The organism is Streptomyces sp. NPDC057617, from assembly GCF_042800555.1.
Taxonomy (GTDB): domain Bacteria; phylum Actinomycetota; class Actinomycetes; order Streptomycetales; family Streptomycetaceae; genus Streptomyces.
Genome location: NZ_JBHVGV010000008.1, coordinates 237540 through 259319, shown reverse-complemented (window position 1 = coordinate 259319; position 21780 = coordinate 237540). Strand labels below are relative to the sequence as shown.

General features: G+C 72.3%; 19 protein-coding genes and 2 pseudogenes. 6 read left to right on the top strand and 15 right to left on the bottom strand.

Translation table 11 applies throughout. The annotated features are described in order from the left end of the window. Window positions 1-202: 202 nt before the first annotated feature. The 3 genes from ACFU9P_RS21360 (at window position 203) to ACFU9P_RS21350 (ending at window position 3026) form a co-directional block, all read left to right on the top strand. Complete coding sequence (locus ACFU9P_RS21360; RefSeq protein WP_384083134.1) at window positions 203-955, top strand: hypothetical protein; 753 nt, start codon at window positions 203-205, stop codon at window positions 953-955. Further along, window positions 856-1614 (top strand): two-component system response regulator CseB, encoded by a 759-nt coding sequence (gene cseB, locus ACFU9P_RS21355; protein WP_384083131.1) that lies wholly within the window; start codon window positions 856-858, stop codon window positions 1612-1614. Before ACFU9P_RS21360 ends, cseB begins: the two co-directional genes overlap by 100 nt. Window positions 1615-1757: 143 nt before the next feature. After that, on the top strand, window positions 1758-3026 hold the full coding sequence (locus ACFU9P_RS21350; protein ID WP_384083496.1) for an ATP-binding protein: 1269 nt from the start codon (window positions 1758-1760) through the stop codon (window positions 3024-3026). 44 nt (window positions 3027-3070) lie between these two features. Here ACFU9P_RS21350 and ACFU9P_RS21345 read toward each other — a convergent pair whose 3' ends face one another. After that, on the bottom strand, window positions 3071-3646 hold the full coding sequence (locus tag ACFU9P_RS21345) for a histidine phosphatase family protein (RefSeq protein WP_384083128.1): 576 nt from the start codon (window positions 3644-3646) through the stop codon (window positions 3071-3073). 32 nt (window positions 3647-3678) lie between these two features. Beyond that, window positions 3679-5178: a PLP-dependent aminotransferase family protein gene (locus ACFU9P_RS21340; protein WP_384083125.1), complete on the bottom strand. Its 1500-nt coding sequence runs from the start codon at window positions 5176-5178 to the stop codon at window positions 3679-3681. On the opposite strand from ACFU9P_RS21340, the gene ACFU9P_RS21335 reads away from it, so the two are divergent. Next, window positions 5177-6073 (top strand): DMT family transporter, encoded by an 897-nt coding sequence (locus tag ACFU9P_RS21335; RefSeq protein WP_384083122.1) that lies wholly within the window; start codon window positions 5177-5179, stop codon window positions 6071-6073. The genes ACFU9P_RS21340 and ACFU9P_RS21335 overlap by 2 nt on opposite strands. 47 nt (window positions 6074-6120) lie before the next feature. On the opposite strand, the gene ACFU9P_RS21330 is transcribed toward ACFU9P_RS21335, so the two are convergent. Further along, a complete protein-coding gene (locus tag ACFU9P_RS21330; protein WP_384083119.1) occupies window positions 6121-7365 on the bottom strand; it encodes a glycoside hydrolase family 10 protein in 1245 nt (414 codons plus the stop codon). 201 nt (window positions 7366-7566) lie between these two features. Between ACFU9P_RS21330 and ACFU9P_RS21325 the strand changes: the two genes are divergently transcribed. Continuing rightward, window positions 7567-8427: a 3-hydroxybutyryl-CoA dehydrogenase gene (locus ACFU9P_RS21325; RefSeq protein ID WP_376373340.1), complete on the top strand. Its 861-nt coding sequence runs from the start codon at window positions 7567-7569 to the stop codon at window positions 8425-8427. Between the two features lie 56 nt (window positions 8428-8483). Here the strand turns inward: ACFU9P_RS21325 and ACFU9P_RS21320 are convergent, their stop codons facing one another. From ACFU9P_RS21320 to infC, 11 genes and pseudogenes are all read right to left on the bottom strand, one after another. Beyond that, window positions 8484-9014, bottom strand: a complete 531-nt coding sequence (locus ACFU9P_RS21320; protein ID WP_376373147.1) for an NUDIX hydrolase — start codon at window positions 9012-9014, stop codon at window positions 8484-8486. A gap of 86 nt (window positions 9015-9100) precedes the next feature. Beyond that, on the bottom strand, window positions 9101-10441 hold the full coding sequence (locus tag ACFU9P_RS21315) for a transcriptional regulator (RefSeq protein WP_376373144.1): 1341 nt from the start codon (window positions 10439-10441) through the stop codon (window positions 9101-9103). 643 nt (window positions 10442-11084) lie between these two features. Next, a pseudogene (locus ACFU9P_RS21310) lies at window positions 11085-11522 on the bottom strand (PP2C family protein-serine/threonine phosphatase); the annotation flags it as partial. Window positions 11523-11762: 240 nt separating this feature from the next. Beyond that, window positions 11763-12341: pseudogene (locus ACFU9P_RS21305) on the bottom strand (PP2C family protein-serine/threonine phosphatase); the annotation flags it as partial. Between the two features lie 217 nt (window positions 12342-12558). After that, a complete protein-coding gene (gene pheT, locus ACFU9P_RS21300) occupies window positions 12559-15087 on the bottom strand; it encodes a phenylalanine--tRNA ligase subunit beta (RefSeq protein WP_384083115.1) in 2529 nt (842 codons plus the stop codon). Beyond that, window positions 15087-16214, bottom strand: coding sequence for a phenylalanine--tRNA ligase subunit alpha (gene pheS, locus ACFU9P_RS21295; protein ID WP_376373138.1), 1128 nt, complete (start codon window positions 16212-16214; stop codon window positions 15087-15089). The genes pheT and pheS overlap by 1 nt, the downstream gene beginning before the upstream one ends. Before the next feature lie 169 nt (window positions 16215-16383). Then, window positions 16384-17625: an ATP-binding protein gene (locus tag ACFU9P_RS21290; RefSeq protein ID WP_384083112.1), complete on the bottom strand. Its 1242-nt coding sequence runs from the start codon at window positions 17623-17625 to the stop codon at window positions 16384-16386. An 81-nt stretch (window positions 17626-17706) separates the two neighbouring features. Then, the gene (locus ACFU9P_RS21285) at window positions 17707-18546 is read right to left on the bottom strand and encodes a TrmH family RNA methyltransferase (RefSeq protein WP_384083109.1); all 840 of its coding nucleotides are present in this window, start codon (window positions 18544-18546) and stop codon (window positions 17707-17709) included. Between the two features lie 136 nt (window positions 18547-18682). After that, complete coding sequence (rplT, locus tag ACFU9P_RS21280) at window positions 18683-19069, bottom strand: 50S ribosomal protein L20 (RefSeq protein WP_046504483.1); 387 nt, start codon at window positions 19067-19069, stop codon at window positions 18683-18685. Between the two features lie 102 nt (window positions 19070-19171). Continuing rightward, window positions 19172-19366, bottom strand: coding sequence for a 50S ribosomal protein L35 (rpmI, locus tag ACFU9P_RS21275; protein WP_046504486.1), 195 nt, complete (start codon window positions 19364-19366; stop codon window positions 19172-19174). 123 nt (window positions 19367-19489) lie between these two features. Next, on the bottom strand, window positions 19490-20152 hold the full coding sequence (gene infC, locus ACFU9P_RS21270) for a translation initiation factor IF-3 (RefSeq protein WP_079023549.1): 663 nt from the start codon (window positions 20150-20152) through the stop codon (window positions 19490-19492). Between the two features lie 424 nt (window positions 20153-20576). On the opposite strand from infC, the gene ACFU9P_RS21265 reads away from it, so the two are divergent. Then, complete coding sequence (locus tag ACFU9P_RS21265; protein WP_376373127.1) at window positions 20577-20939, top strand: DUF1844 domain-containing protein; 363 nt, start codon at window positions 20577-20579, stop codon at window positions 20937-20939. Window positions 20940-21009: 70 nt separating this feature from the next. Here ACFU9P_RS21265 and ACFU9P_RS21260 read toward each other — a convergent pair whose 3' ends face one another. Next, window positions 21010-21741 (bottom strand): SseB family protein, encoded by a 732-nt coding sequence (locus tag ACFU9P_RS21260; RefSeq protein ID WP_384083103.1) that lies wholly within the window; start codon window positions 21739-21741, stop codon window positions 21010-21012. Between the last annotated feature and the right edge of the window lie 39 nt (window positions 21742-21780).

Below are 21780 nucleotides of genomic sequence, written 5' to 3'. Positions count from 1 at the left end.
CGGTGCGGGCGTTGCTTCAACACGCGGGCGGGTGTGCGAATTTCTGTACCTTCCCCTAGGCCTTACCGCGCTATACAAGCCGACGGAGCGTTGTCGCCTCACCGTTAGGCTCCGCATGATGCGTTCTCCCTACGTTTTTCTCCGCCGAGGCGCCGTGACCCTGAGGCGCCTGTCGCTGTACGGACGCGGTCCCGGCCGGGCCGTGGGAGCCACGGTCGCTGCCGCGACCGTGCTGGGCGGAGCGCTGAGCGGATACGCGCCGGACACCGGTGTACGGGACGCGGGCGCGGCGGCCGATCTGTCCGTGCACACGGACGCGCTCCCGGAACGGCCGGAGGCGCGCGCGGCCGAGGCGTACCCGCCCCTCGACGGCATCCGCGTCCCCGCGGACGGCGGACTCGGCGGCCTGTCCGTGGCCGCGCTGCTGTCCCGCGACCCCCGGCTGCCCGAGCGGTCGCGCGCCGCCCTGCGCGACTGTCCCGGCCCGCGCTGTCCCGTACGGCCGCCGGTGTACGAGGACGTGACCGGCGACGGCGGGGCCGAACTCGTCGTCGCGGTCGACGAACCGGCGGCCCGCCGCACCTTCCTGGCGGTGTATCAGGCCGCCGCCGGCCGCGTACGGCCCCTCCTCGTCCACCCCGGCGCACCCGGTGCGGGACTGGCGGTGGCCGGCGGGGACTTGCTGCTCACCGTCGCGGAGGACGCGGGTCCCCGTACCGTCCGCTACCGCTGGAACGGCGCGGCGCTGACGGCCGTCGGCGACGAGATCCCGGCGGACACGGCTCTCGCCGCGGCCGTACGAACCAGCACGCCCGCCCTGCTCCGTACACGTACCGAGACAGCGAGGACGCCGCCATGCCCACCGTCCGCCGTGCCCGCCCCGACACCCGCGCCGACGTCTGCCCGGACGGCCCCGCCGAGCCGCACATCCTGTTCGTCGAGGACGACGAGGTGATCCGGAACACCGTCCGTATCGCCCTCCAGCGGTACGGCTTCACCGTGTCCACCGCCGCCGACGGCCTCACCGGTCTCGAACTCTTCCGGGAGACCCGACCCGATCTGCTGGTCCTCGATGTCATGCTTCCCGAGCTGGACGGCATCGGACTGTGCCGGCGGATAAGGGAGTCGAGTCTGGTCCCGATCCTGATGGTGACCGCGCGCGGGGACGATCTGGACATCATCTCGGGCCTTGAGGCCGGTGCCGACGACTATGTGGTCAAGCCGTGTGAGAGCGCGGTGCTCGTCGCGCGGATCCGTTCGCTGCTGCGCCGCGCCTCCTTCGCGCCGGCCGGCCCGGCCGCGGACAGCGGCGGGCCGGCCAGCGGCGAGGAGGTCCTCCGGTTCGGGGACCTGACCATCGACACCGATGGCATGGAGGTGCGCCGGGCCGGTGAGATCACCGCGCTGACGCCGACCGAGCTGCGGCTGCTGCTCGTCTTCGCCGCCTCGCCCGGTGTCGTACTGGAGCGCAGAACACTGCTGAGACAGGTCTGGGACCACGCCTGGGACGGTGACACCAGGGTGGTCGACCTCCATGTGAAACGGCTGCGCGCGAAGATAGGTGCCCATCGCATCGACACCGTGCGCGGCTTCGGATACAAGCTGCGGCGGTGACGATGGCCCCTCGCCCGTCAGCGCCTCGCCCGTCGGCTCCCAGCACGTCGGCGCCTCGCCCGCCGACGCCCCACCCGCCGGCTTTCCTTCCGCGGCCCGCGCTCTCCGCCGCGTATCCGCTGCGCTCCTTGCAGTGGCGCATCATGGGGCTCGTGGCCGCGGCGACGTGTGTGGCCGTCGTCGTGCTGGTCGTGCTGGTCGACCGGGCCTCGCGCGCCTTCGAACTGGAGCAGTCGCGCTCCATCGCCATGCTCACGCTCGACCGTGCGGCCGTGGCGTACGCGCGCACCGGAACGGTCGGCGGCACGGGAGCCGAACTGGACGCGCCCGGAGTCCCGGGTGAGCTGCGCGCCCTCGTACGGCAGGGGCGCCGCGGTACGCAGTACGGGCACGGCGAGACCGGCGGGGACGGCCCCGCGATGTGGGCGGCGCGGCCGGCCGCCGGGCGGACCCTGTCCGTACGGCTCCCGCTGGGCCCGGCGCTCAACGACCTGGACGCGTTCAACAAGAGCGTCCTGAGAGCGGGTCTGCTGACGGCCGCCGTCGTGCTGCCGCTGGTGAGTCTGGTCGCCAGGAACATGAGCCGCAGACTCAGATCGGCCGCCGCGACCGCCCAGCGGATCGCGGCCGGTGATCTGGACGCGCGGATCTCGGCGCGCCCGCGCGCGTTCGACGAGATCTCCGAGATCTCCGGGGCCGTCGACTCGATGGCGGCCTCGCTCCAGACACGGCTGCGCAACGAGCAGCGCTTCACCGCGGATGTCGCCCATGAGCTGCGCACCCCGCTGATGGGTCTGCTCACCGCCGCCGAACTGCTGCCGGACGGCGAGGCGGAGCGCTATGTACGGAACCGGGTGAAGGCGCTGTGCGCGCTGGTGGAGGACCTCCTGGAGATCTCCCGGCTCGACGCGGGCGTCGAGCGCGCCGATCCACGGCACTGCGGTCTGGTGGCGCTGATCGAGGAGGCGGTGGAACGGGCCGGGGCCCGCGGCGAGGTGGCGGTGCTGGTCCCCGGGGTGGCCGACCCGGCGGGCGTCCGTGTCTGGACCGATCCGCGCAGGCTGGAACGGATCGTCGCCAACCTCGTCGGCAACGCGCACCGGCACGGGCGGGCGCCGGTGACGGTCACGGTGGGGGTGGACGCCACAACCGGTGTCACCACCATTTCCGTACGGGACCGGGGCCCGGGTTTTCCGCCCGGACTGCTCGACGACGGGCCGCAGCGGTTCCGTACGGGAGCGCGCGAGAGGGGCACCGGACACGGTCTGGGGCTGACGATCGCGCTCGGGCAGGCGAGGGCGGTCGGGGCCACGCTGGCGTTCGGCAACGCTCCGGACGGCGGCGCGGTGGTCGTCGTACGGCTGCCGCACGGCCCGGCGGGGGGCCTGGCAGGCCTGGTGGCACCCGGCTGACACCACCTCGACGCCCGGACTGAGCCGGGCGCCACGCGGTGCGGTTATCCGGCGCCGCCGACCTGGAGGTGCCAGTGCCCCGGCGTACCGGTGAGGGTGACCGTCGACAGCGGGCGGACATCCACGTACCAGTACGTCCGGGGCGGCGCCTTCAGCGCGTACACCAGCGCCGCCCGTACGACCGCCGGTTCCGCGACCGCGACGATCGCGGCGATGTCCTGCGCGGGGCGTGTGTCCAGCCACCCCCCTATCCGGGAGATGAAGGCCAGCAGGGGTTCGCCGCCGTGCGGTGCCGCGCGCGGGTCGGCGAGCCAGGCATCGACGGCGGCGGGCTCCCGGGCCACCACCTCGGAGAGCGTGAACCCGCGCCACCTGCCCATGTCGCAGTCGCGAAGGGCGGGCTGCGCGAGCGGCGCGAACCCCAGCGCGTCCCCGGTGGCACGGCTGCGCGGGGTCGGCGAGCAGTAGCGGAGGTCGGCGGCGGCCAGCGGGATCAGGGTGTGGGCGGCGAGCTGCATCTCGTACCACCCGACCTGGTCGAGGGACCGGTCGTCGTCGAAGCGCTCGTCGAACACGTCCGAGCTGCGCGCGGCGGCGACCAGCGTGACCCGAACACTCATGGGCGCGATCGTGGAGCCGATTGCCCAGCAGGTCAAGAGGCTCCCCGCGGCGGTGCGCCCGGCGGCGGCAGCGGTGCGCCCGGCGGCCGGGGTCCCGCCGGGACGAGCGCCTCGTCGCAGGCGGTACGGAGCCTGCTCACCCCCTCGCCGATCTCGGCCGGACCCGCCACCGCGGCGAAGCTCAACCGGAGGTGGGCGGCGGGCGGTTCGGCGCTGAAGTACGGCCGGCCGGGCGCGACCGCGACCCCCGCGCGCAGCGCGGCGGAGACGACGGCCTGCTCGTCCGTGCCGTCCGGAAGCCGGAGCCAGAGGTGATATCCGCCGGACGGAATGTACGGGAGGTCCAGCTCGGGCAGCTCGGTACGGAGCGCGGCGGTGAGGGTGTCCCTGCGGACCTTCAGCGCCGTGGAGACGGAGCGCAGATGCCGGGTCCAGGCGGCGGACCCCACCAGTTCCAGCGCGGCCTCCTGGAGCGGGCGCGGTACGAAGAAGGTGTCGACGACATGGATCGCGCGCAGCCGCTCCAGCACGGGGCCGCGCGCCGCGAGTGCCCCCACCCGCAGGCTCGGCGACGACGCCTTCGTCAGGGAGCCGACATGGACGACCGCACCGTCCGGGTCGTCGGCGGCGAGCGGCCGGGGCAGCGGGCCAGCGTCGTCGTGCGCGAGGCGCCGTACGAAGTCGTCCTCGACGACGAAGGCCCCGGCTTCCCGGGCGATACGCAGCACCTCTGGGCGGCGCGCCGGGGAGAGCACGGCGCCGGTGGGGTTCTGGAAGAGCGGCTGGCAGACGAAGACCCGGGAGCCGGTGGCCCGGAAGGCGGCGGCGAGCAGTTCGGGCCGTACGCCGTCGTGGTCGACCGGCACCGGCACCGGACGCAGCCCGGCGGCGCGGGCGATCGCCAGCATCCCCGGGTACGTGGGCGATTCGACCAGGACCGGCGCGCCGGGCGGGGCGAGCGCACGCAGCGCGGTGGTCAGCGCACTCTGGCCGCCGGCGGTGATCAGCACCTCGGCGGCCGTGACGGTGTCCCCGATGCCCCGGGCGAACCACTCGCGCAGCTCGGGAAGGCCCTCCGAGGGCGGCCGTCCCCAGGCGCCGGGCCGTCGGCCCGCGCGGGCCAGGGCGGCGGCCATGGCGTGTTCCGGCTGAAGGGAGTGGTGGAGGTAGCCGCTGTTGAACTCGATGACTCCCGGCGGCGGCGCGGCGAGCGTGATCAGGACCCCGGAGGCGTCGACGGCGCGCGGTACGAGTTCGGTGGTCGCGTCGGCGCTGAGGGCGACCTCCTGCCAGCGGGTGTCGCCGCGCTGCGGGGCCGCGGCCCGCGCGGCCCGGAAGGCTCCGGCGCCGGGGCGGGTGACGACCAGCCCCTCGGCGGCGAGCCGGGCGAGGGCGCGGGAGACGGTCACCGGGGAGACTCGGTAACGGTCGACCAGTGCTCTGCTGGACGGCAGTTTTCCACCGGGTGAGTAGCGGTCCAACTCCTGCCTCAGGGAATCGGCCAGTTCCGACACGCTGCTACGCTCGTACATGACAGCACAGGATAGCGCTACTCCACATACCCCGATAGCGGTCGGCGGTGGCACACTGCTCGCCGCGCTGGGCGTCACCTCCTTCTCACTCACCTTCCCGTCCACCGTGTGGGGCCTGGAGAGCTTCGGTCCCTGGTCACTGGTGGCCGTACGGAGCGTGCTCGCGGCCCTGATCGCGGGCGCCTTTCTGCTGGCGCTGCGGGTGCCGGTCCCGGAGCGCCGGCACTGGGGCGGACTCGCGGTGGTCTGCGGCGGGGTCGTGGTGGGCTTTCCGCTGCTGACGACCCTGGCGCTGGAGACCTCCACCACGTCGCACGCCGCCGTGGTGGTCGGGCTCCTGCCGCTGACCACGGCGGCGTTCGCCGCGGTCCGTACCGGCCGGCGGCCCTCCCGTACGTTCTGGCTCGCGGCCGTGGCCGGTGCGGCCGTGGTGATCGCGTTCGCTGTTCAGCAGAGCGGCGGGGCACTGTCGGCGGCCGACCTGTATCTGTTCGGCGCGCTGGTGGTGTGCGCGGCGGGCTATACGGAGGGCGGCAGGCTGGCCGGGGTGATGCCCGGCTGGCAGGTGGTCGGCTGGGCACTGATCGGCTGCCTGCCGCTCTCGGTGGCCGGCGCGGCGGTGGCTCTGGCCTTCGAACCGGTGCGGCTGACCGGCCATGGGGTGGCCGGGCTCGTCTGGGTGGCCGCGGGCTCGACGTTCTTCGGGCTGTACGTCTGGTACCGGGGCATGGCCGCGATCGGGATCCCGAAGGCCAGTCAGCTCCAGCTCGCCCAGCCGGTGCTGACCCTGGTCTGGTCGGTGCTGCTGCTCGGTGAACACCTGACGCCCGCGGCGCCGGTGGCGGCGGTGGCGGTACTGGTCTGCATCGCGGTCACACAGCGCGCGGGCACCTGACGCGTACGGCGGTCAGGAGGAGGCGGGCACCTGCCGCATGGGGCTCGTCACTTGCCCGCCCCGCCGTAGTGGTCCGCCACCACCCGGGTCATCGCCCCGATCGGATCGGCACCGACCTCCTTCGCCGAGAAGAAGCAGTGCCCGCGCACCTCCGCGAACTCCTTCGCCAGGGTGAGATGGCGGGACAGCTCGGCCGGGTCCTGCCAGGCGGCCGGCTGCGCCGGGTCGCCCGCCTTGTACAGCGCCTCGCCGATGTGGAGCGCCACCCCTGTCCCCCGTACCACCCCGTCCCACCAGCGCAGCAGCTTCGCGTAGTCGGCGGCGGGGAAGCCGATGTTCCAGTAGAGCTGCGGGACGATGTCGTCGATCCAGCCCTCCTTGACCCACTTGCGGGTGTCGGCGTGCAGATCGTCATAGGTCTGCACGCCGGCCGTGGTGTCGGAGCCGAGCGGATCGGTGGCCGCGTTGCGCCACACCCCGAAGGGGCTGATACCGAACCGTACGTCCCTCCGAGTCCTGTTCGTCCGGTTGATCTTCTTGATGCGGGCCGCGGTCTCCCGTACCAGCCGGTCCGTGTTGTCCCGCCGCCAGGCCGCCTTGTCCGGGAAGCCCGCTCCGTACCGCGCGTACGCCTCGTCGTCCTCGAAGACCTGCCCGGCGACCGGGTACGGATAGAAGTAGTCGTCCCAGTGCACGGCGTCGATGGCGTACCGCTCGACGGCGTCCAGCATGGCGTCCTGGACGAAGCGTCTGACCTCGGGCAGCCCCGGGTTGTAGTAGAGCTTCCCGCCGTACGGGAGGATCCACTCGGGGTGGACCCGGGCCGGGTGGGTCGCGGTCAGCCGGGACGGATCGGTGTGGTTCGCGACGCGGTACGGGTTGAACCAGGCGTGCAGCTCCAGACCGCGTGCGTGCGCCTCGCGCACCGCCGTGCCCAGCGGGTCCCAGCCGGGATCGCGGCCCTGCACCCCGGTGAGGTACTGCGCCCAGGGCTCGTACGGCGAAGGCCACAGGGCGTCCGCCGTGGGCCGGACCTGGAAGACGACCGCGTTCAGCCCGCGCGCCACGGCCGTGTCCAGATGCGCGATCAGCTCGGCCTGCTGCCGCTCCGCCGTCAGACCGGGCACCGAGGGCCAGTCGCGGTTGGCGACCGTCGCCAGCCACATCCCGCGGAACTCCCTGCGCGGCGCGTGGTGCCGGGGCGTCCGCGCGGCGGCGTCGCCCGCCGCCAGCAGTGCCGCCGCCACCCCCGCCGCGCCCGCGACCAGCCCTCGTCTGCCGATGTGTGCCATGCGCCGCCCCGTCCTCCGGTCCGCTGCCCGGCGGCCCGCCGGTGGTCGCCGGGCGGGCCGCTGCTTCCGCTGAGCATGCCCGCCCCGGCCGGTCGTCCACACTCCCCCGCGGAGTAACGTCCTGTCCGGAAGCGGGCACCGGAACCAGACGGGGGACCCGCGGGGACACGGACGAGTGAAAGGCACGATGTGACCGACACCCTGACCGATATCACCCGCGTCGGAGTGGTGGGCTGCGGCCAGATGGGCGCAGGCATCGCGGAGGTCGTCGCCCGGAGCGGGCTGGCCGTGAAGGTCGCCGAGACCACCGGCGAGGCACTGGAGATCGGCCGTACCCGGCTGCACAACTCGCTGTCGAAGGCCGCCGAACGCGGCAAGATCAGCGAGGAGGAGCGCGACGCGACGCTCGGCAGGCTCACCTTCACCACCGATCTCGGTGAGTTCGCCGACCGCGATCTGGTCATCGAGGCCGTGGTCGAGAACGAGAAGGTGAAGACCGAGATCTTCCAGGTGCTCGACCAGGTGGTGACCCGCCCGGACGCGATCCTCGCCTCCAACACCTCGTCGATCCCGCTGGTCCGGCTGGCGGTGGCGACCTCGCGCCCCGACCAGGTCATCGGTATCCACTTCTTCAACCCGGCGCCCGTGCAGCGGCTCGTCGAGCTGATTCCCGCGCTGACGACGTCCGAGGACACGATCAAGCGGTCCGAGTCCCTCGTCCAGGGGGTGCTGGGCAAGCATGCGATCCGCGCCCAGGACCGCTCCGGCTTTGTGGTGAACGCGCTGCTCATCCCGTATCTGCTGTCCGCGATCCGGATGTTCGAGTCGGGCATCGCGAGCCGCGAGGACATCGACGACGGGATGGAGCTGGGCTGCGCCCATCCGATGGGCCCGCTCAAACTGTCCGATCTGATCGGTCTGGACACGGTGGCGTCGGTCGCCGATTCGATGTACGCGGAGTTCAAGGAGCCGCTGTACGCCGCACCGCCGCTGCTCCAGCGGATGGTGGACGCGGGCCGGCTCGGCCGCAAGACCGGCGCGGGCTTCTACCCGTACTCCTGACCCTCGGAGGCGAACCGGCCGGGGGGCCAGGAGTACGCGAGGCGGACCGGGGGCGGTCAGCCGAGCCGTATGTGATGGAGCATCAGCAGCCCGGCCGTCATATTGGCGGCCGGGATCTCCCCGCGCGCGATCATGTCCGGCACCAGCTTGAGCGGGATCCATTCACGGCGCGAGGACTCGAAGTCGTCCTGGGGATGACCGATGTACGTGGCCTCCTCCGCCCAGTAGAGATGGTGCCTGGCGTCCGTCAGACCGTTGGACGGCTCGACCGTCAGCAGATGCCGGAGCGGGCCGGGCCGCCACCCGGTCTCCTCCTCCATCTCCCGTGCCGCGGCCGCCTCGATGGACTCGCCGTCCTCGACGACACCCGCGGCCAGCTCCCAGCCCCAGCTGTCGGTGATGAAGCGGTGCCGCCAGAGCATCAGCACCTCGTTGGCGGAGTTGACCGCGGTCGCCACGGCGACCGGCCGGAGCCGGATCAGGAAGTGGTCGAGATGCCGGCCGTCAGGAAGCTTGACGTCCGCCAGATTGACCTGGAACCAACGATTCTCATAAACAGTTTGTTCGCTAAGTTTCGTCCACTGCACGTTTCTGCCACCTTCCGACAAGTTGATGGCAATATCGCAGCAGCGGCTCTTGCACACGGTGGTTCAGAGGGGGCTCACAGAGGGGCTCACAGGGGAACGCGCAGCGCGCCTGAGATCAGTTCGGCCGCCGCCTCCGCGTCGGAGGATCCGCTGGCCACCAACTGGGCGCGCACGGCGCGCAGCCGGTCCCGCAGCCGCTGGGACTCCATCCCCCGCGCCCGTTCCGCCATTTCGCGTGCCGTACCGGCGGCCCTGTCCGCCTCGCCCTGCCGCAGTTCGATATGGCTGAGCATGGCGAGCCGGTGCACCCGGCCCCGATCGTGCGCCGGTGTGTCCACGGCCGCCGCCGCGTGCGCCCGCGCCGCCGCCAGATCCCCCAGGCTGAGCAGCGCCTCAGCCACTTGTACGTTCACCAGGCCCGGCTGGACGTAGCCCGTCTCCTCCGGCTCGTGCCCCGGCCTGATCCGCTCCGCCTCCGTCTCGGCGCGTCTGATGCACCCCAGCGCGCCGCTGCCGTCGCCGAGATGGGCGTACGACTTGGCCTGCATCGCATAGAGATCGGCGGCCAGCGCCGGGGTGATCTGGCGGCCCGCCGCGCGCAGCGCGGCCTCGGCGAAGGCGACGGCCTGGCGGTGCTCGCCCATGTGCAGCGACTGGTTGACCAGCAGCGCGATCACATAGGCGCCCAGGCCCCGGTCGCCGCTGGCCTTGGCCAGCCGCAGCGCCTGGTGGAAGTAGCGCTGGGCGAGGCCATGGGCGTCGGAGTCGTACGCGCAGATACCGGCGACCGCGACCAGTCCGCCGGTGGCGCGGTGCAGTTGGCGGCCCAGGGCGTCGCTGTATCCGCCGCGCAGCAGCGGCGCGGTCTCGGCGTTGAGGAAGCGGACGATCCGGGAGCGGGTGGCCACACCGCCCGCCCTCCGGTACATCAGCTCGTAGTGCTCCCTGGCTGATCGCAGCAGTTCGATATCGGCGGGACCCACCTTCGTACGGCCGCTGCGCGAGACATCGGCGTCCTCCGGAGGGTTCTCCCACTCCCAGACGGGGATCACCGCGGGTGTGCCGGTGACGGCGGGGGCGTCCACTATGTGCGGCCTGCGCTGCTCGTCGCAGCGCCACAGCGCGGTGGCCCGCTCGACAAAGCCCGAGAGCGGGGTGGGCCCCGGTGTGCGCGGCTCGCCCGCGACGCCGAGTCCGATGTCGTCCAGGGTGAGCGCCCGGCGCAGCCGCTCGCCCAGCACCCCGCAGATCAGATCGGGCACCTGGCCGCGGGGCCGCTGCCCCTTCAACCACCGGGACACGGCCGTGTGTTCGTACCGCAGGGCAAGGCCTCTGGCCCGGCCTGCCTCATTGACCCGGGCGGCGAGTCCGGCGTGGGAGATGCCCGACTCGTCGAGCAGCGAATCGAGCAGGGTGTTGGGCTGCATGTGCGGTGCCCCTCCAGTGACGCGTCCGATTCCGGGCCTTCTTGACGAGGGCGCCAGCGTAGTGCGATTCGCACGGGGTGTGAACGTAATGCCCGCATCCGCACCTTGTGCACTCTGCCGGCGGGCGCCCGGGACCGATTGACTGGAGCCCGCCTCGGAAAGAGGCGGCCGGGCCGCCGGCTCCCCCTCGCACAGTGCGGTGGCCCGCAACCGCGCCGTCTGCCCTGCCGACCTGCCCGACACTCCGCGGCGGGGCAGGCGGCGCCGGCCGTCGTGGCGATGTGCAGCCATGTCGCCCCTACCGGCGGAAGGAAAGCGTGCGTACCACCCCGGTCACGGTCATCCCGGACCGGGGACACGGACGTTGCTCGGGCGTATGTAAGTCCGCGAGCTTCTCCGGCTGCGTGTCCGCCAGTACGTCAGGTGAGGAAGCGCCAGGTGACCGAGGCTCAGGGGGCCCCGGCTCCGGTGCCCGGCTTTGCGGTGGCCGATGCTCCGGTGGGTGCTTCTCCGGTGGGTGGCCGGCCGGTGGGCCCGCAATCGACACGGCACTCTCTGGTGGCCGGTCGCCCGGTGGCCCCACGTCCCGCGCCCGGGAATCCGCACCCGCGTCCGGCGCCGGATCCCCGGCCCGTACCGCCGGGCGGTCGTTGCGCAGGACCAGCAGCGCCATGTCGTCGGTGATCCGCCCGCCCGTGTGCCGCAGCAGCGCGGCATGCACCCGCCGCACCACGTCCGCGGGCGAGAGCGGCGCTCCGCGGGCACCGGCCACCGCTTCCGCGAGCGCGGACTCCAGGCCGAAGAACCGTCCCGCCGAATCCCGGGCGTCCTGCGCGCCATCGGTGTGCAGGAACAGCGACTCCCCCGGCAGCAGCGGCCCGCACCGCTGGAGCGGAAGTTCCGCCGGCAGCGGAAACGCGCCGAGGGGCGGCAGCGGCTCAGCGGTCGAGAGCGGCACGGCACCCCGGCCGAGCCGATAGGGCCAGGGATGGCCGCAGTTCAGGGCCCGTACCTGCGCGTCGGCCCCGATCTCCAGCAGCAGTACGGTGACGAACTCCTCCGCCGACAGGCCCTCCGGGTCCCCGGCGCCGTACTCGATGCCCGCGAACCCCCGCCCGGACCGCCAGCGCCCCAAGGCCCAGCGTCCGAATCCCCGGCGCCCGGGCCCCCAGCCGTACCACCGGCCGCAGGACCACCAGCCGGCGGGGACTCCGACGCCGAACCCCCGCCCCACGGCTCTCCAGCCGCCCGGCCCGGGGCCGTCGCGTCCCAGGCCCTTCAGCACCGACGCGTCCGCCACCGGCCCTTCGCCGTCCAGGCCCTCCGCTCTGACGGTCTCCTGCCACCACAGCTCCCGCAGATGACGCTGATGCGCACGGTCGAGTCTTCGCAGCACACCGTCGAGCCCCGGCTCGTCATGCGCGGCCTCCCGGAAACTGCCCAGCACCGCGGCCACCGCCCCGATCGCGGGCAGTCCGTGCCCGCGCACATCGCCGATGACGACACGGACACCGTGCGGGGTGGCCACCGCCTCGTACAGATCGCCGCCCACATCGGCGCCGCGGGACGCGGAGAGCTGGCGGGCGTGGAAGGCCAGCCCGTCGATCCGCGCCGGGAGCGGTCTGAGCAGCACCTCCTGCACGGCGCGCGCCACCGCCCGTACCTGGCTCAGCTCCTTGAGCCCCCGGCGCCGCACCCGGTTCAGCAGATACGCCACGAGCAGCAGGAAGGCCACACAGGTCACGATCCGCGGGACCAGATTGTCGAGGGTGGCCGGCGGGCAGGTCAGCTCCCAGGTGACCACCAGGGCGAGCACACCGCCCGGAATCGCACACTCGACGACACCCCAGGGAGCCGGCGCGTCCTCGAACGCGTCCTCTTCTGCACTGGTCCGATTCATCCGTCGGCCCCCTTCGGCCGCCCGGCCGCTAAGCCGATGGGCGTACGTCGACCGTAGTGGCCGGATCGATTGTGTCGATCACGCATATGCGTTGGCGAACCCGCCCCGGACTTCTCACCCGAATGAGTGAGGGGCGCTTCCGGAGATCCGGAGGCGCCCCTCAGGGGACGGCCGTCTGTCCAACGACGACCTATGACCAGGTGTTACGCAGTGGCGATTACGCGCCGCGAAGAACCGCGCCGGTCCGCTCGGCGGCCAGCGCGACGGCCGCGTCCCGCGCGGCCGTGGCCTCCTCGACGGTCAGGGTGCGGTCCGGCGCGCGGAAGCGCAGCGCGTACGCGAGCGACCGGTGGCCCTCCCCGATCTGCTCGCCGGTGAAGACGTCGAACAGCCGCAGGGACTCCAGGAGTTCACCCGCGCCCTCGCGCAGCGCCTCCTCCACCGCGGCGGCCGGTACGTCCCGCGCGACGACCAGCGCCACATCCTGGGTGGCGACCGGGTAGACCGAGATCCGGGGCGCCTCGATCGCACCGGTGCCCGCCCGCTCCAGCAGATCGAGATCGATCTCCATGGCACAGGTGCGCTCCGGCACTCCGAGCGCCTTGACCACCCGCGGGTGCAGCTCTCCGGCATGGCCGACGAGGGTCTCCTCGCCGTCCACGGTGACCAGCAGCGCGGCGCAGCGGCCGGGGTGCCAGGGCTCGTGCCGGTCCGCCCGTACGGTCAGCTCGGCGCCGGCCTCCCTGGCGACGGTACGGGCCGCCTCCACGGCGTCCGCCCAGTCGGCCGGGCGGCCCTTGCCCCACCAGCCGGCCTGTTCGCGCGCTCCGGCCAGCACGACCGCGGCGCGGCGCGGCTGGCGCGGCAGCGCGGCGTCCAGCACGGCCAGGTCCTCGTCGGACGGCCGCCGGTCGACGGGCAGCCGTACCGGTACGGTCTCGTCGCCGGTGGGCCGGAAGACCAGGCCGGTCTCGAAGAGCGCCAGATCGTGCGAGCCGCGGCCGTCGTTCCGGCGCAGCGCCGCGAGCAGCCCGGGCAGCAGCGTGGTGCGCAGCGCGGGCTCCTCGTCGGAGAGCGGGTTGACGAGCTTGACCGTACGGCGGCGGCTGTCGTCGGCCGGCAGCCCGAAGGCGTCGAGCACCGCGTCCCCGATGAACGGGTAGTTCAGCGCCTCGACATAACCGGCTCCGGCCAGGGCGCGGCCGACGCGGCGGTGCAGCCGCTGGCGCTCGGTGAGCCCGCGCCCGGACGGCGGGGTGGGCAGCGTCGAGGGAAGGTTCTCGTACCCCTCCAGGCGGATGACCTCCTCGGCGAGGTCGTTGGGCGCGCCGAGGTCGGGCCGCCAGGACGGCACGGTCACGACGAGTTCGTCCTGCCCGTAGACGTCGCAGCCGATCTGCTGGAGGCGCCGTACGACGGTCTCCCTGCCGTAGCCGACACCGGCGACCCGGTCGGGGTGGTCGGCGGGCATGGTGATGGTGTGCGGCGCCGAGGGCGCGATGACCTCGGTGACCCCGGCCTCGGCCGAGCCGCCCGCGAGCAGCACCAGCAGATCGACGGTCCGCTGCGCGGCGGCGGCCGTGGCCTGCGGGTCCACACCGCGCTCGAAGCGCTTGGACGCCTCGGAGGCCAGCTTGTGGCGGCGCGCGGTCCTGGCGATGGAGATCGCGTCGAAGTGCGCGGCCTCGATGACCACCTCGGTGGTGCCCTGGACCTCGCCGGTCTCGGGGTGGGCCGTGAGATCGGCGATCTCGGTGTTGGCGCCGCCCATCACCCCGGCGAGACCGATGGGCCCGCGGTCGTCGGTGATGACCAGGTCCTGGGGGTCCAGGATCCGCTTGGCGCCGTCGAGCGTGGTGATCTTCTCGCCGGCCTGGGCGCGGCGGACCCCGATCGGCCCCTCAAGACGGGAGCGGTCGTACGCGTGCAGGGGCTGGCCCAGCTCCAGCATCACGTAGTTGGTGATGTCGACGGCGAGGGAGATCGGCCGCATTCCGGCCTTCTGGAGCCGGCGGGTCAGCCAGATCGGGCTCCGCGCCTCGGGGTCGAGACCGGTGACCGTACGGGCGGTGAAGCGGTCGCAGCCGCTCGGGTCGGCGATCCGTACCGGGTGGCCGTACGAATTGGGCGCCGGTACGTCGAGCAGCGCCGGGTCGCGCAGAGTCAGCCCGTACGCGATGGCGGTCTCGCGGGCGACACCGCGCAGCGAGAGGCAGTAGCCGCGGTCGGGGGTGACGGCGATGTCGAGGACCTCGTCCACCAGCTCAAGCAGCGCGATGGCGTCGGTGCCGACCTCGTGCTCGGGCGGCAGGACGATGATGCCGCCGGCGCCGTCGTCGCCCATGCCCAGTTCGTCGCTGGAGCAGATCATGCCGTGCGAGGTCTTGCCGTACGTCTTGCGCGCGGCGATCGCGAAGTCGCCCGGCAGGACCGCGCCGGGCAGCACCACGACGACCTTGTCGCCGACACGGAAGTTCCGCGCGCCGCAGACGATCTCCTGCGGCTCGCCGGTGCCGTTGGCGGTGCCGACGTCGACGGTGCAGAAGCGGATGGGCTTCTTGAAGCCCTCCAGCTCCTCGATGGTGAGGACCTTGCCGACGACGAGGGGGCCCTTGAGGCCGTCGCCGAGCTGCTCGACGGTCTCGACCTCCAGACCTGCGGAGACGAGCTTGGCCTGGACGTCGCGGCCGGTCTCCGTCGCCGGCAGGTCGACGTACTCCCGCAGCCAGGAAAGCGGGACGCGCATCAGATCTCCATCCCGAACGGCCGGGTGAACCGGACGTCGCCCTCGACCATGTCTCGCATGTCCTCGACGTTGTGGCGGAACATCAGCATCCGCTCGATTCCGAACCCGAACGCGAATCCGCTGTATTTCTCCGGGTCGACACCGCAGGCGGTCAGCACCTTGGGGTTGACCATGCCGCAGCCGCCCAGCTCGATCCATCCCTCGCTGCCGCAGGTGCGGCAGGGCCGGTCGGGGTTGCCGACCGAGTCGCCACGGCAGACGTAGCAGACCATGTCCATCTCGGCGGACGGCTCGGTGAAGGGGAAGTAGTTCGGGCGGAGCCGGGTCTTCATGTCCGGGCCGAAGAGCGCCCGCACCATGTGGTCGAGGGTGCCCTTGAGGTCGGCCATGGTCAGGCCTTCATCGACGGCGAGCAGCTCGATCTGGTGAAAGACCGGGGTGTGGGTGGCGTCCAGCTCGTCGGTGCGGTAGACGCGCCCCGGACAGACGACATAGACCGGGGGCTCGCGGTCGAGCAGGGCGCGGGCCTGGACGGGCGAGGTGTGCGTACGGAGCACGACACCCGACTCGTCACCCTCGGTGCCTGTTGCGCCCTGGACGAAGAACGTGTCCTGCATCTGGCGCGCGGGGTGGTCGGGGACGAAGTTCAGGGCGTCGAAGTTGAACCACTCCGCCTCCGCCTCGGGCCCCTCCGCGACCTCGTACCCCATCGCCACGAACACGTCGGCGACCCGCTCCATGAGCGTGGTCAGCGGGTGGCGGGCGCCGGACGGTACGCGGTCGTACGGCAGCGTGACATCCACCGCCTCCTCGACCAGGACACGGGCGTCCCGCTCCGCCTCCAGCTCGGTCTGCCGGGCGGCGAGGGCCTTGCTGACGGCGCCGCGGGCCTGGCCCACGCGCCGGCCCGCCTCGGCCTTGGCCTGCGGCGGCAGCGCGCCGATCTCCCGGTTGGCGAGCGCGAGCGGCGAGGTGCCCGAGGTGTGCGCGGTCTTGGCGTGGGCGAGCGCGTCGAGATCACCGGCGGCGGCGAAGGCCGCGAGCGCCTCGTCCCGCATGCGCTCGATCTGTTCCGGTTTCAGCGCCTCGACCTCGACTGGGTCGTACGACTTGTTGGGTGCCGACATCTCTTCCCGTACTTCCGATTGGCTGGCGAAACGACCCTGCTCGATCACTGAGGGCACGAAGGTTGCCAAAGGTCGAGTCTAGAGGCCGTACGGAGGTGAAGTGGCCCGCGGGCCGCTGAGGGGTCCGCCCGCCGGCTGCCACGCCCTGTCTGTCGCTTCGCGGCAGATCCTATTTCAGGTAGGCGGGGGCGCCGACAGGCAGAATAAACCGGAACTGAGCGCCGCCGCCGGGTCCGCGGCCGACCGTGATCGTCCCGCCGTGCGCCTCGACGACACCCTTGACGATATACAGGCCCAGGCCCGTCCCGCCGCGCTTGCTCCCGCGCCAGAAGCGGGTGAAGACGCGGCCCATCGACTCCTCGGGGATGCCGGGGCCTTCGTCGCACACGGTGACGGACGTTCCCTTCTCTGTTGTCTCCGCCCGCTGGAGGGACGCGGCGGACACCTCGATGGTGACGGTTCCCTCGCCGTGGCGCACCGCGTTTTCCAGCAGGTTGCCCAGGATCTGGTCGATCTTGTCGGGATCCGCCCACAGATCGGGCAGCGGCTGCCGGATCCGTACGAGAAACCGGTCCGGCGACTGTCCCGCGGCCGTGTGCGCCTGCACATGCCGCCCCACGGCCGCGCCGATGTCGACGGGCTGGCGGCGCACCTCAAGACGGCCGGAGTCGATCCGGGAGATGTCGAGCAGCTCGGCGATCAGCCGGGTGACCCGGTTGGCGTCGGCGTCGACGGTCTCCAGCATCAGCCGCTTCTGGTCGTCGGTGAAGCGCTCCCACTTGGCCAGCAGGGTCGCGGTGAACCCCTTCACCGAGGTCAGCGGGGAGCGCAGCTCATGGGCGACGGTGGCGATCAGCTCTGCATGGCTGCGCTCGGTGCGCCGCCGCGCCTCCGTACCGCGCACACAGATCACCAGCCGGCGCACGGGCCCGGTCGGACGGGTGCGTACGTACCGGGCCGAGACCAGCACCTCCCGGCCGCCGGGCAGCAGCAGATTGCGCTCGGGCTGGCCGACGCGGGTGGCGAGTCCGCCGTACGGATCGGTCAGCGCCCACCAGCGGCGGCCCTTGAGATCCTCCAGCGGCAGCGCTTCGTCCAGCGGCCGGCCGAGGGCGGCGGAGAGCGGTACGGCGGTGATCCGGGCGGCGGCGGCGTTGAAGCAAATGACCCGGCCGTGCTCATCGGCGACGACGAGCCCGTCGGGCAGATCATCGGGATCGATCCCGAGTCCGGCCGCCGCGGCACCGTCGTCGTCGGCCGGCGGACTGCCGGGGCTGTGCGGGCCCGGCGCGGCGGGTATCGGTGGCGGTGCGGGTGTCAGGGTGTCGCTCTGCGGCGCCTCGGGCCCGCCGGAGGGCGCGCGCGCTAAAGCTCCCTGGACCGCGGCGGGTCCGCTCGCCCCGACAGTCATGCCCGCATCCCACCTCTTCCGCGTAGCTCAGTGGGCCCGAAGCCGCAACATTACTAGCTGAATGTGACGGAGCCGACCCCCTCAGCGCGCGGGACGGACTCGCTGGGCGCGCGCGGAGGCATACAGACATACGGCCGCGGCCGTCGCCAGGTTCAGACTCTCGGCCTTTCCGTGGATCGGCACCCGTACCACCGCGTCCGCGAGGTCCCGGGTCTCGGCCGGCAGCCCCCATGCCTCATTGCCGAAGATCCAGGCCGTGGGCCCGCCCATGGTCCCCGCGTCCAGTTCGTCGTCCAGGTCGTTCTCGCCCGCCCCGTCGGCGGCGAGGACACGGACGCCCGCCTCCCGCAGCCCCTGGACGGCGTCCTCCACCGGGACTCCGACCACGACCGGAAGGTGGAAGAGAGAGCCGACCGAGGCGCGGACCGACTTGGGGTTGTAGAGATCGACGGACGCGTCGGTGAGAACGACGGCGTCCGCGCCCGCGGCGTCCGCGCAGCGCAGCACCGTACCGGCGTTGCCCGGGTCGCGGACATGCGCGAGTACGGCGACGAGCCGGGGCCGTGCGCGCAGGATGTCGTCGAACGGCGAGTCGAGGAAGCGGCAGACACCGAGCAGCCCCTGCGGGGTCACGGTCTGCGAGACATCGGCGAGCACGCCGTCGGCCGCGTAGTGGACCCGCGCCCCGGTGGCCCGCGCCGCGTCGACGATGTCGGCGTACCGCTCGGCGGCCTCCGCGGTGGTGAACAGCTCGGTCAGCGTCGGCTCACCGCCCTCCCCGCGATGGGCGACCGCTTCCCGTACGGCCTGGGGTCCCTCGGCGATGAACCGGCGTTCCTTGCCGCGGAAGGCGCGCTTGGCGAGCCTCCTGGCGGCGGTGACACGCGGGGAGCGCGGGGAGATCAGCTCGGGGGTGCCCATGGGCGGCGGCTCGCTTTTCTTCGTACGGGATGGCGGTGGTCCGGTCGTACGGGACGGGACCCGGGCCGGGAACGCACCGGACCCGCAGGCGCGGTGCCTGCGGGTCCGGCGGGAAGGAGAGACGGCCTGACGGAGATCAGGCGGCGGCCTTCGGAGCGTTCACATCGCTCGGGAGGGCCTTCTGGGCGACCTCGACCAGCGCGGCGAACGCGGTGGCGTCGTTGACGGCCAACTCGGCGAGGATCTTGCGGTCCACCTCGACATTGGCGGCCTTGAGCCCCTGGATGAAGCGGTTGTACGTGATCCCGTTGGCGCGGGCGGCCGCGTTGATGCGCTGGATCCAGAGCTGACGGAAGTCGCCCTTGCGCTTCTTACGGTCGTTGTAGTTGTAGACGAGGGAGTGGGTGACCTGCTCCTTCGCCTTGCGGTACAGGCGCGAACGCTGGCCGCGGTAACCGCTGGCCTGCTCCAGGATCGCCCGGCGCTTCTTGTGGGCGTTGACTGCCCGCTTGACGCGTGCCACGTGTTAACTCCTTGTAGCGGGGCCGTGGTTGGACTCACACGGCCCGAGAACGAATAGGTCCCGGTCCTGCTGCCGTGCCCCCGGTCACCCGGGGCCGCGACATCACTTGCCGAGAAGCTTCTTGATCTTCTTGGCGTCGCCCGGGGCCATCTCGGCGTTGCCGGTGAGGCGACGCGTCAGCTTGGACGACTTGTGCTCCAGCAGGTGGCGCTTGCCGGCCCGCTCGCGCAGCACCTTGCCGGAGCCGGTGATCTTGAAGCGCTTGCTGGCACCGCTGTGCGTCTTGTTCTTCGGCATGGCGCCGTTCTCTCCTCGTCAGTGGCGCTCCCTGCCGGCCGGTCGGGCCGGCGCGCGGGAGCGTCAGATCTCTGGTGGTTTCCGGACCGGAGCCGTGGGCCGCCTGGATGGCGGCCCCCCGGATCACGCTTCGGAAGATGCCTCGGCCGGAGCCTCCGCGGTGGAGCCCGCCGACTCCTCGGCCGCGCCGCCCTGGCGACCGGCCTTGCGGGCCGCCTGGGCCTCGCGGGCCTCGGCCATGGCCTCGGTCTTCTTCTTGTGCGGGCCAAGGACCATGATCATGTTCCGGCCGTCCTGCTTCGGGTTCGACTCGATGAAGCCGAGTTCCTCGACGTCGGAGGCGAGCCGCTGGAGCAGCCGGAAGCCCAGCTCGGGACGGGACTGCTCACGGCCACGGAACATGATCGTGATCTTGACCTTGTCACCCTGCTTGAGGAACCGGACGACATGACCCTTCTTGGTGTCATAGTCGTGCGGGTCGATCTTGGGCCGGAGCTTCATCTCCTTGATGACCGTGTGCGCCTGGTTCTTGCGCGCCTCACGGGCCTTCATGGCCGACTCGTACTTGAACTTCCCGTAGTCCATGAGCTTGCACACGGGCGGACGGGCGTTCGCCGCGACCTCGACCAGGTCCAGGTCGTACTCCTGCGCAAGCTCCAGGGCCTTGGCGAGCGGCACAATGCCCACCTGCTCGCCACTGGGACCGACAAGTCGCACTTCGGGAACGCGAATCCGGTCGTTGATGCGGGGCTCGGCGCTGATGGATCCTCCTCGGTAGCACCACACGACTGTCTGGCAGACAGCCGCGTAACGTCTGTTTCATAGGACCAACCGCGGCGGAACACGAAAAATGCCCCGAACGGCACACAGGCAGGGCTCCTACTGAATACCGGAGCACCGCCGCGCATGTACCACGGGGCGCGTCGGGCGGCTCCATCGTCCGTACGGAACGATGGGCACCGCCTGACCGGTGACCCGCCGCCCCTTAGGGGCAGCCAGGTGGGAGATCGGAGCCTCCACTTGTGGGCCGGGCATAAGGATGTCCGGCCGGTCGTAACACAAGGTTAGCAGTTCCCCGGAGGAGGTGCTAACCCTGTGACTCCCAGGGCTCGCCCGGGACTCGCCCGCGACTCTCCCGGGGAGGCAGGCCACCCCCGCGGGCGGGCTCCCGCGAGCGGGCCGCGCCCCTCGTACGCCTATCGTATGGGGCATGAGTGACGCCACCTCCCCCCAAGAGTCCCCCGGCTTCGACGCCATGACGCGCGACATCGCGGAGGTCCCCGCCGTCGAGGTGATCGTCACGGTCGCGGTGAACCTGATGAGCGCCGCCGCCGTGAAGCTCGGTCTGACCGAGGAGGGCGAGGAGCACAAGGACCTGGACGAGGCCCGGAAGCTGGTCCACGCGCTGGCCGGGCTGATGGACGCGAGCGCGACGGAGATCAGCTCGTTCCACGCGGCGCCGCTGCGGGACGGTCTGAAGTCGCTCCAGCTCGCGTTCCGCGAGGCGTCGGTCGTACCGGACGAGCTGGGACAGGGCCCGGGCGAGAAGTACACGGGCCCGGTCTACGGCTGAGCCGTGGCCCAACGCCTGAGCCGTTCCTCGGGCTGTCTCAGGCGCCGAGCCGTCTCAGCGCCGAGCCGTCTCAGGCGCGTACGAAGAGGGGCTCGCCCGGAGGCACGGCTCCGGCCGGCAGCAGAGCCAGGTCGAGCCCGCGCACCAGGCGGGCCCTCAGGATGTCGTCGGCCGCGAGCGCCCCGGCGATCCGGCGGGCCGCCTCGGCCGGGGGCGCGGCCGGATCCAGCACCAGCGCGAGGGTGCCGTCCGCGCTGCCGGGTCCGAGGTGCGCCCGTAGCACCGCTGGCTCGGCGGCGACCGCGGCCCGTACCGCCCCGGTCACGGCGGGGTCGTCCAGCGGATCGGTGCTCGTACGCCCCTCGGCGAGGGCGAGCAGCGCGGGCCCGGTGAGCTGGTACGGCACGGGCCCGGCCAGATCGATCACCACGGTGTCGGCCTTCTCGTGCGCGGCGGCCTGAAGCGCCTGATGCAGCGGTACGGCGACGGGCCGCGCCTCGGGGTCCCAGCGGGCCAGCGTCTCGGTGGAGGTGAAGGCGGGCAGTGCGCGCCGGTCCCCCGCCGTCAGGGTCGGCACGGCCATGTCGCTGGTCTTCTCGCGCCGCAGCCCGCGCTCGTCCTCCTCGGTCTCACCGAGCACAGCGACGACGGGCACCAGCAGCCGTGCTCCCTGGAGCGCCCCGAGCACCCGCCCCTCGGCCGCCCGGTCCTGCGCCCACGCGGCCAGAGCCGCCGCCAGCACAGGATCGGGAGAGCCGTCGTCATCGGAGAAACCGGACCCGGGAATGTTCTTGAGCGCCACGAGTGGAGCTTATGCCGTGCCGCCGCACGGCCGTCATCC

Coding starts and splice junctions, on each gene's coding strand:
- cseB (WP_384083131.1), top strand. CDS start 856: ATGCCCACCGTCCGCCGTGCCCGCCCCGACACCCGCGCCGACGTCTGC.
- ACFU9P_RS21350 (WP_384083496.1), top strand. CDS start 1,758: ATGGGGCTCGTGGCCGCGGCGACGTGTGTGGCCGTCGTCGTGCTGGTC.
- ACFU9P_RS21345 (WP_384083128.1), bottom strand. CDS start 3,646: ATGAGTGTTCGGGTCACGCTGGTCGCCGCCGCGCGCAGCTCGGACGTG.
- ACFU9P_RS21335 (WP_384083122.1), top strand. CDS start 5,177: ATGACAGCACAGGATAGCGCTACTCCACATACCCCGATAGCGGTCGGC.
- ACFU9P_RS21340 (WP_384083125.1), bottom strand. CDS start 5,178: ATGTACGAGCGTAGCAGCGTGTCGGAACTGGCCGATTCCCTGAGGCAG.
- ACFU9P_RS21330 (WP_384083119.1), bottom strand. CDS start 7,365: ATGGCACACATCGGCAGACGAGGGCTGGTCGCGGGCGCGGCGGGGGTG.
- ACFU9P_RS21315 (WP_376373144.1), bottom strand. CDS start 10,441: ATGCAGCCCAACACCCTGCTCGATTCGCTGCTCGACGAGTCGGGCATC.
- pheT (WP_384083115.1), bottom strand. CDS start 15,087: ATGCGCGTCCCGCTTTCCTGGCTGCGGGAGTACGTCGACCTGCCGGCG.
- pheS (WP_376373138.1), bottom strand. CDS start 16,214: ATGTCGGCACCCAACAAGTCGTACGACCCAGTCGAGGTCGAGGCGCTG.
- ACFU9P_RS21290 (WP_384083112.1), bottom strand. CDS start 17,625: ATGACTGTCGGGGCGAGCGGACCCGCCGCGGTCCAGGGAGCTTTAGCG.
- ACFU9P_RS21285 (WP_384083109.1), bottom strand. CDS start 18,546: ATGGGCACCCCCGAGCTGATCTCCCCGCGCTCCCCGCGTGTCACCGCC.
- rpmI (WP_046504486.1), bottom strand. CDS start 19,366: ATGCCGAAGAACAAGACGCACAGCGGTGCCAGCAAGCGCTTCAAGATC.
- ACFU9P_RS21265 (WP_376373127.1), top strand. CDS start 20,577: ATGAGTGACGCCACCTCCCCCCAAGAGTCCCCCGGCTTCGACGCCATG.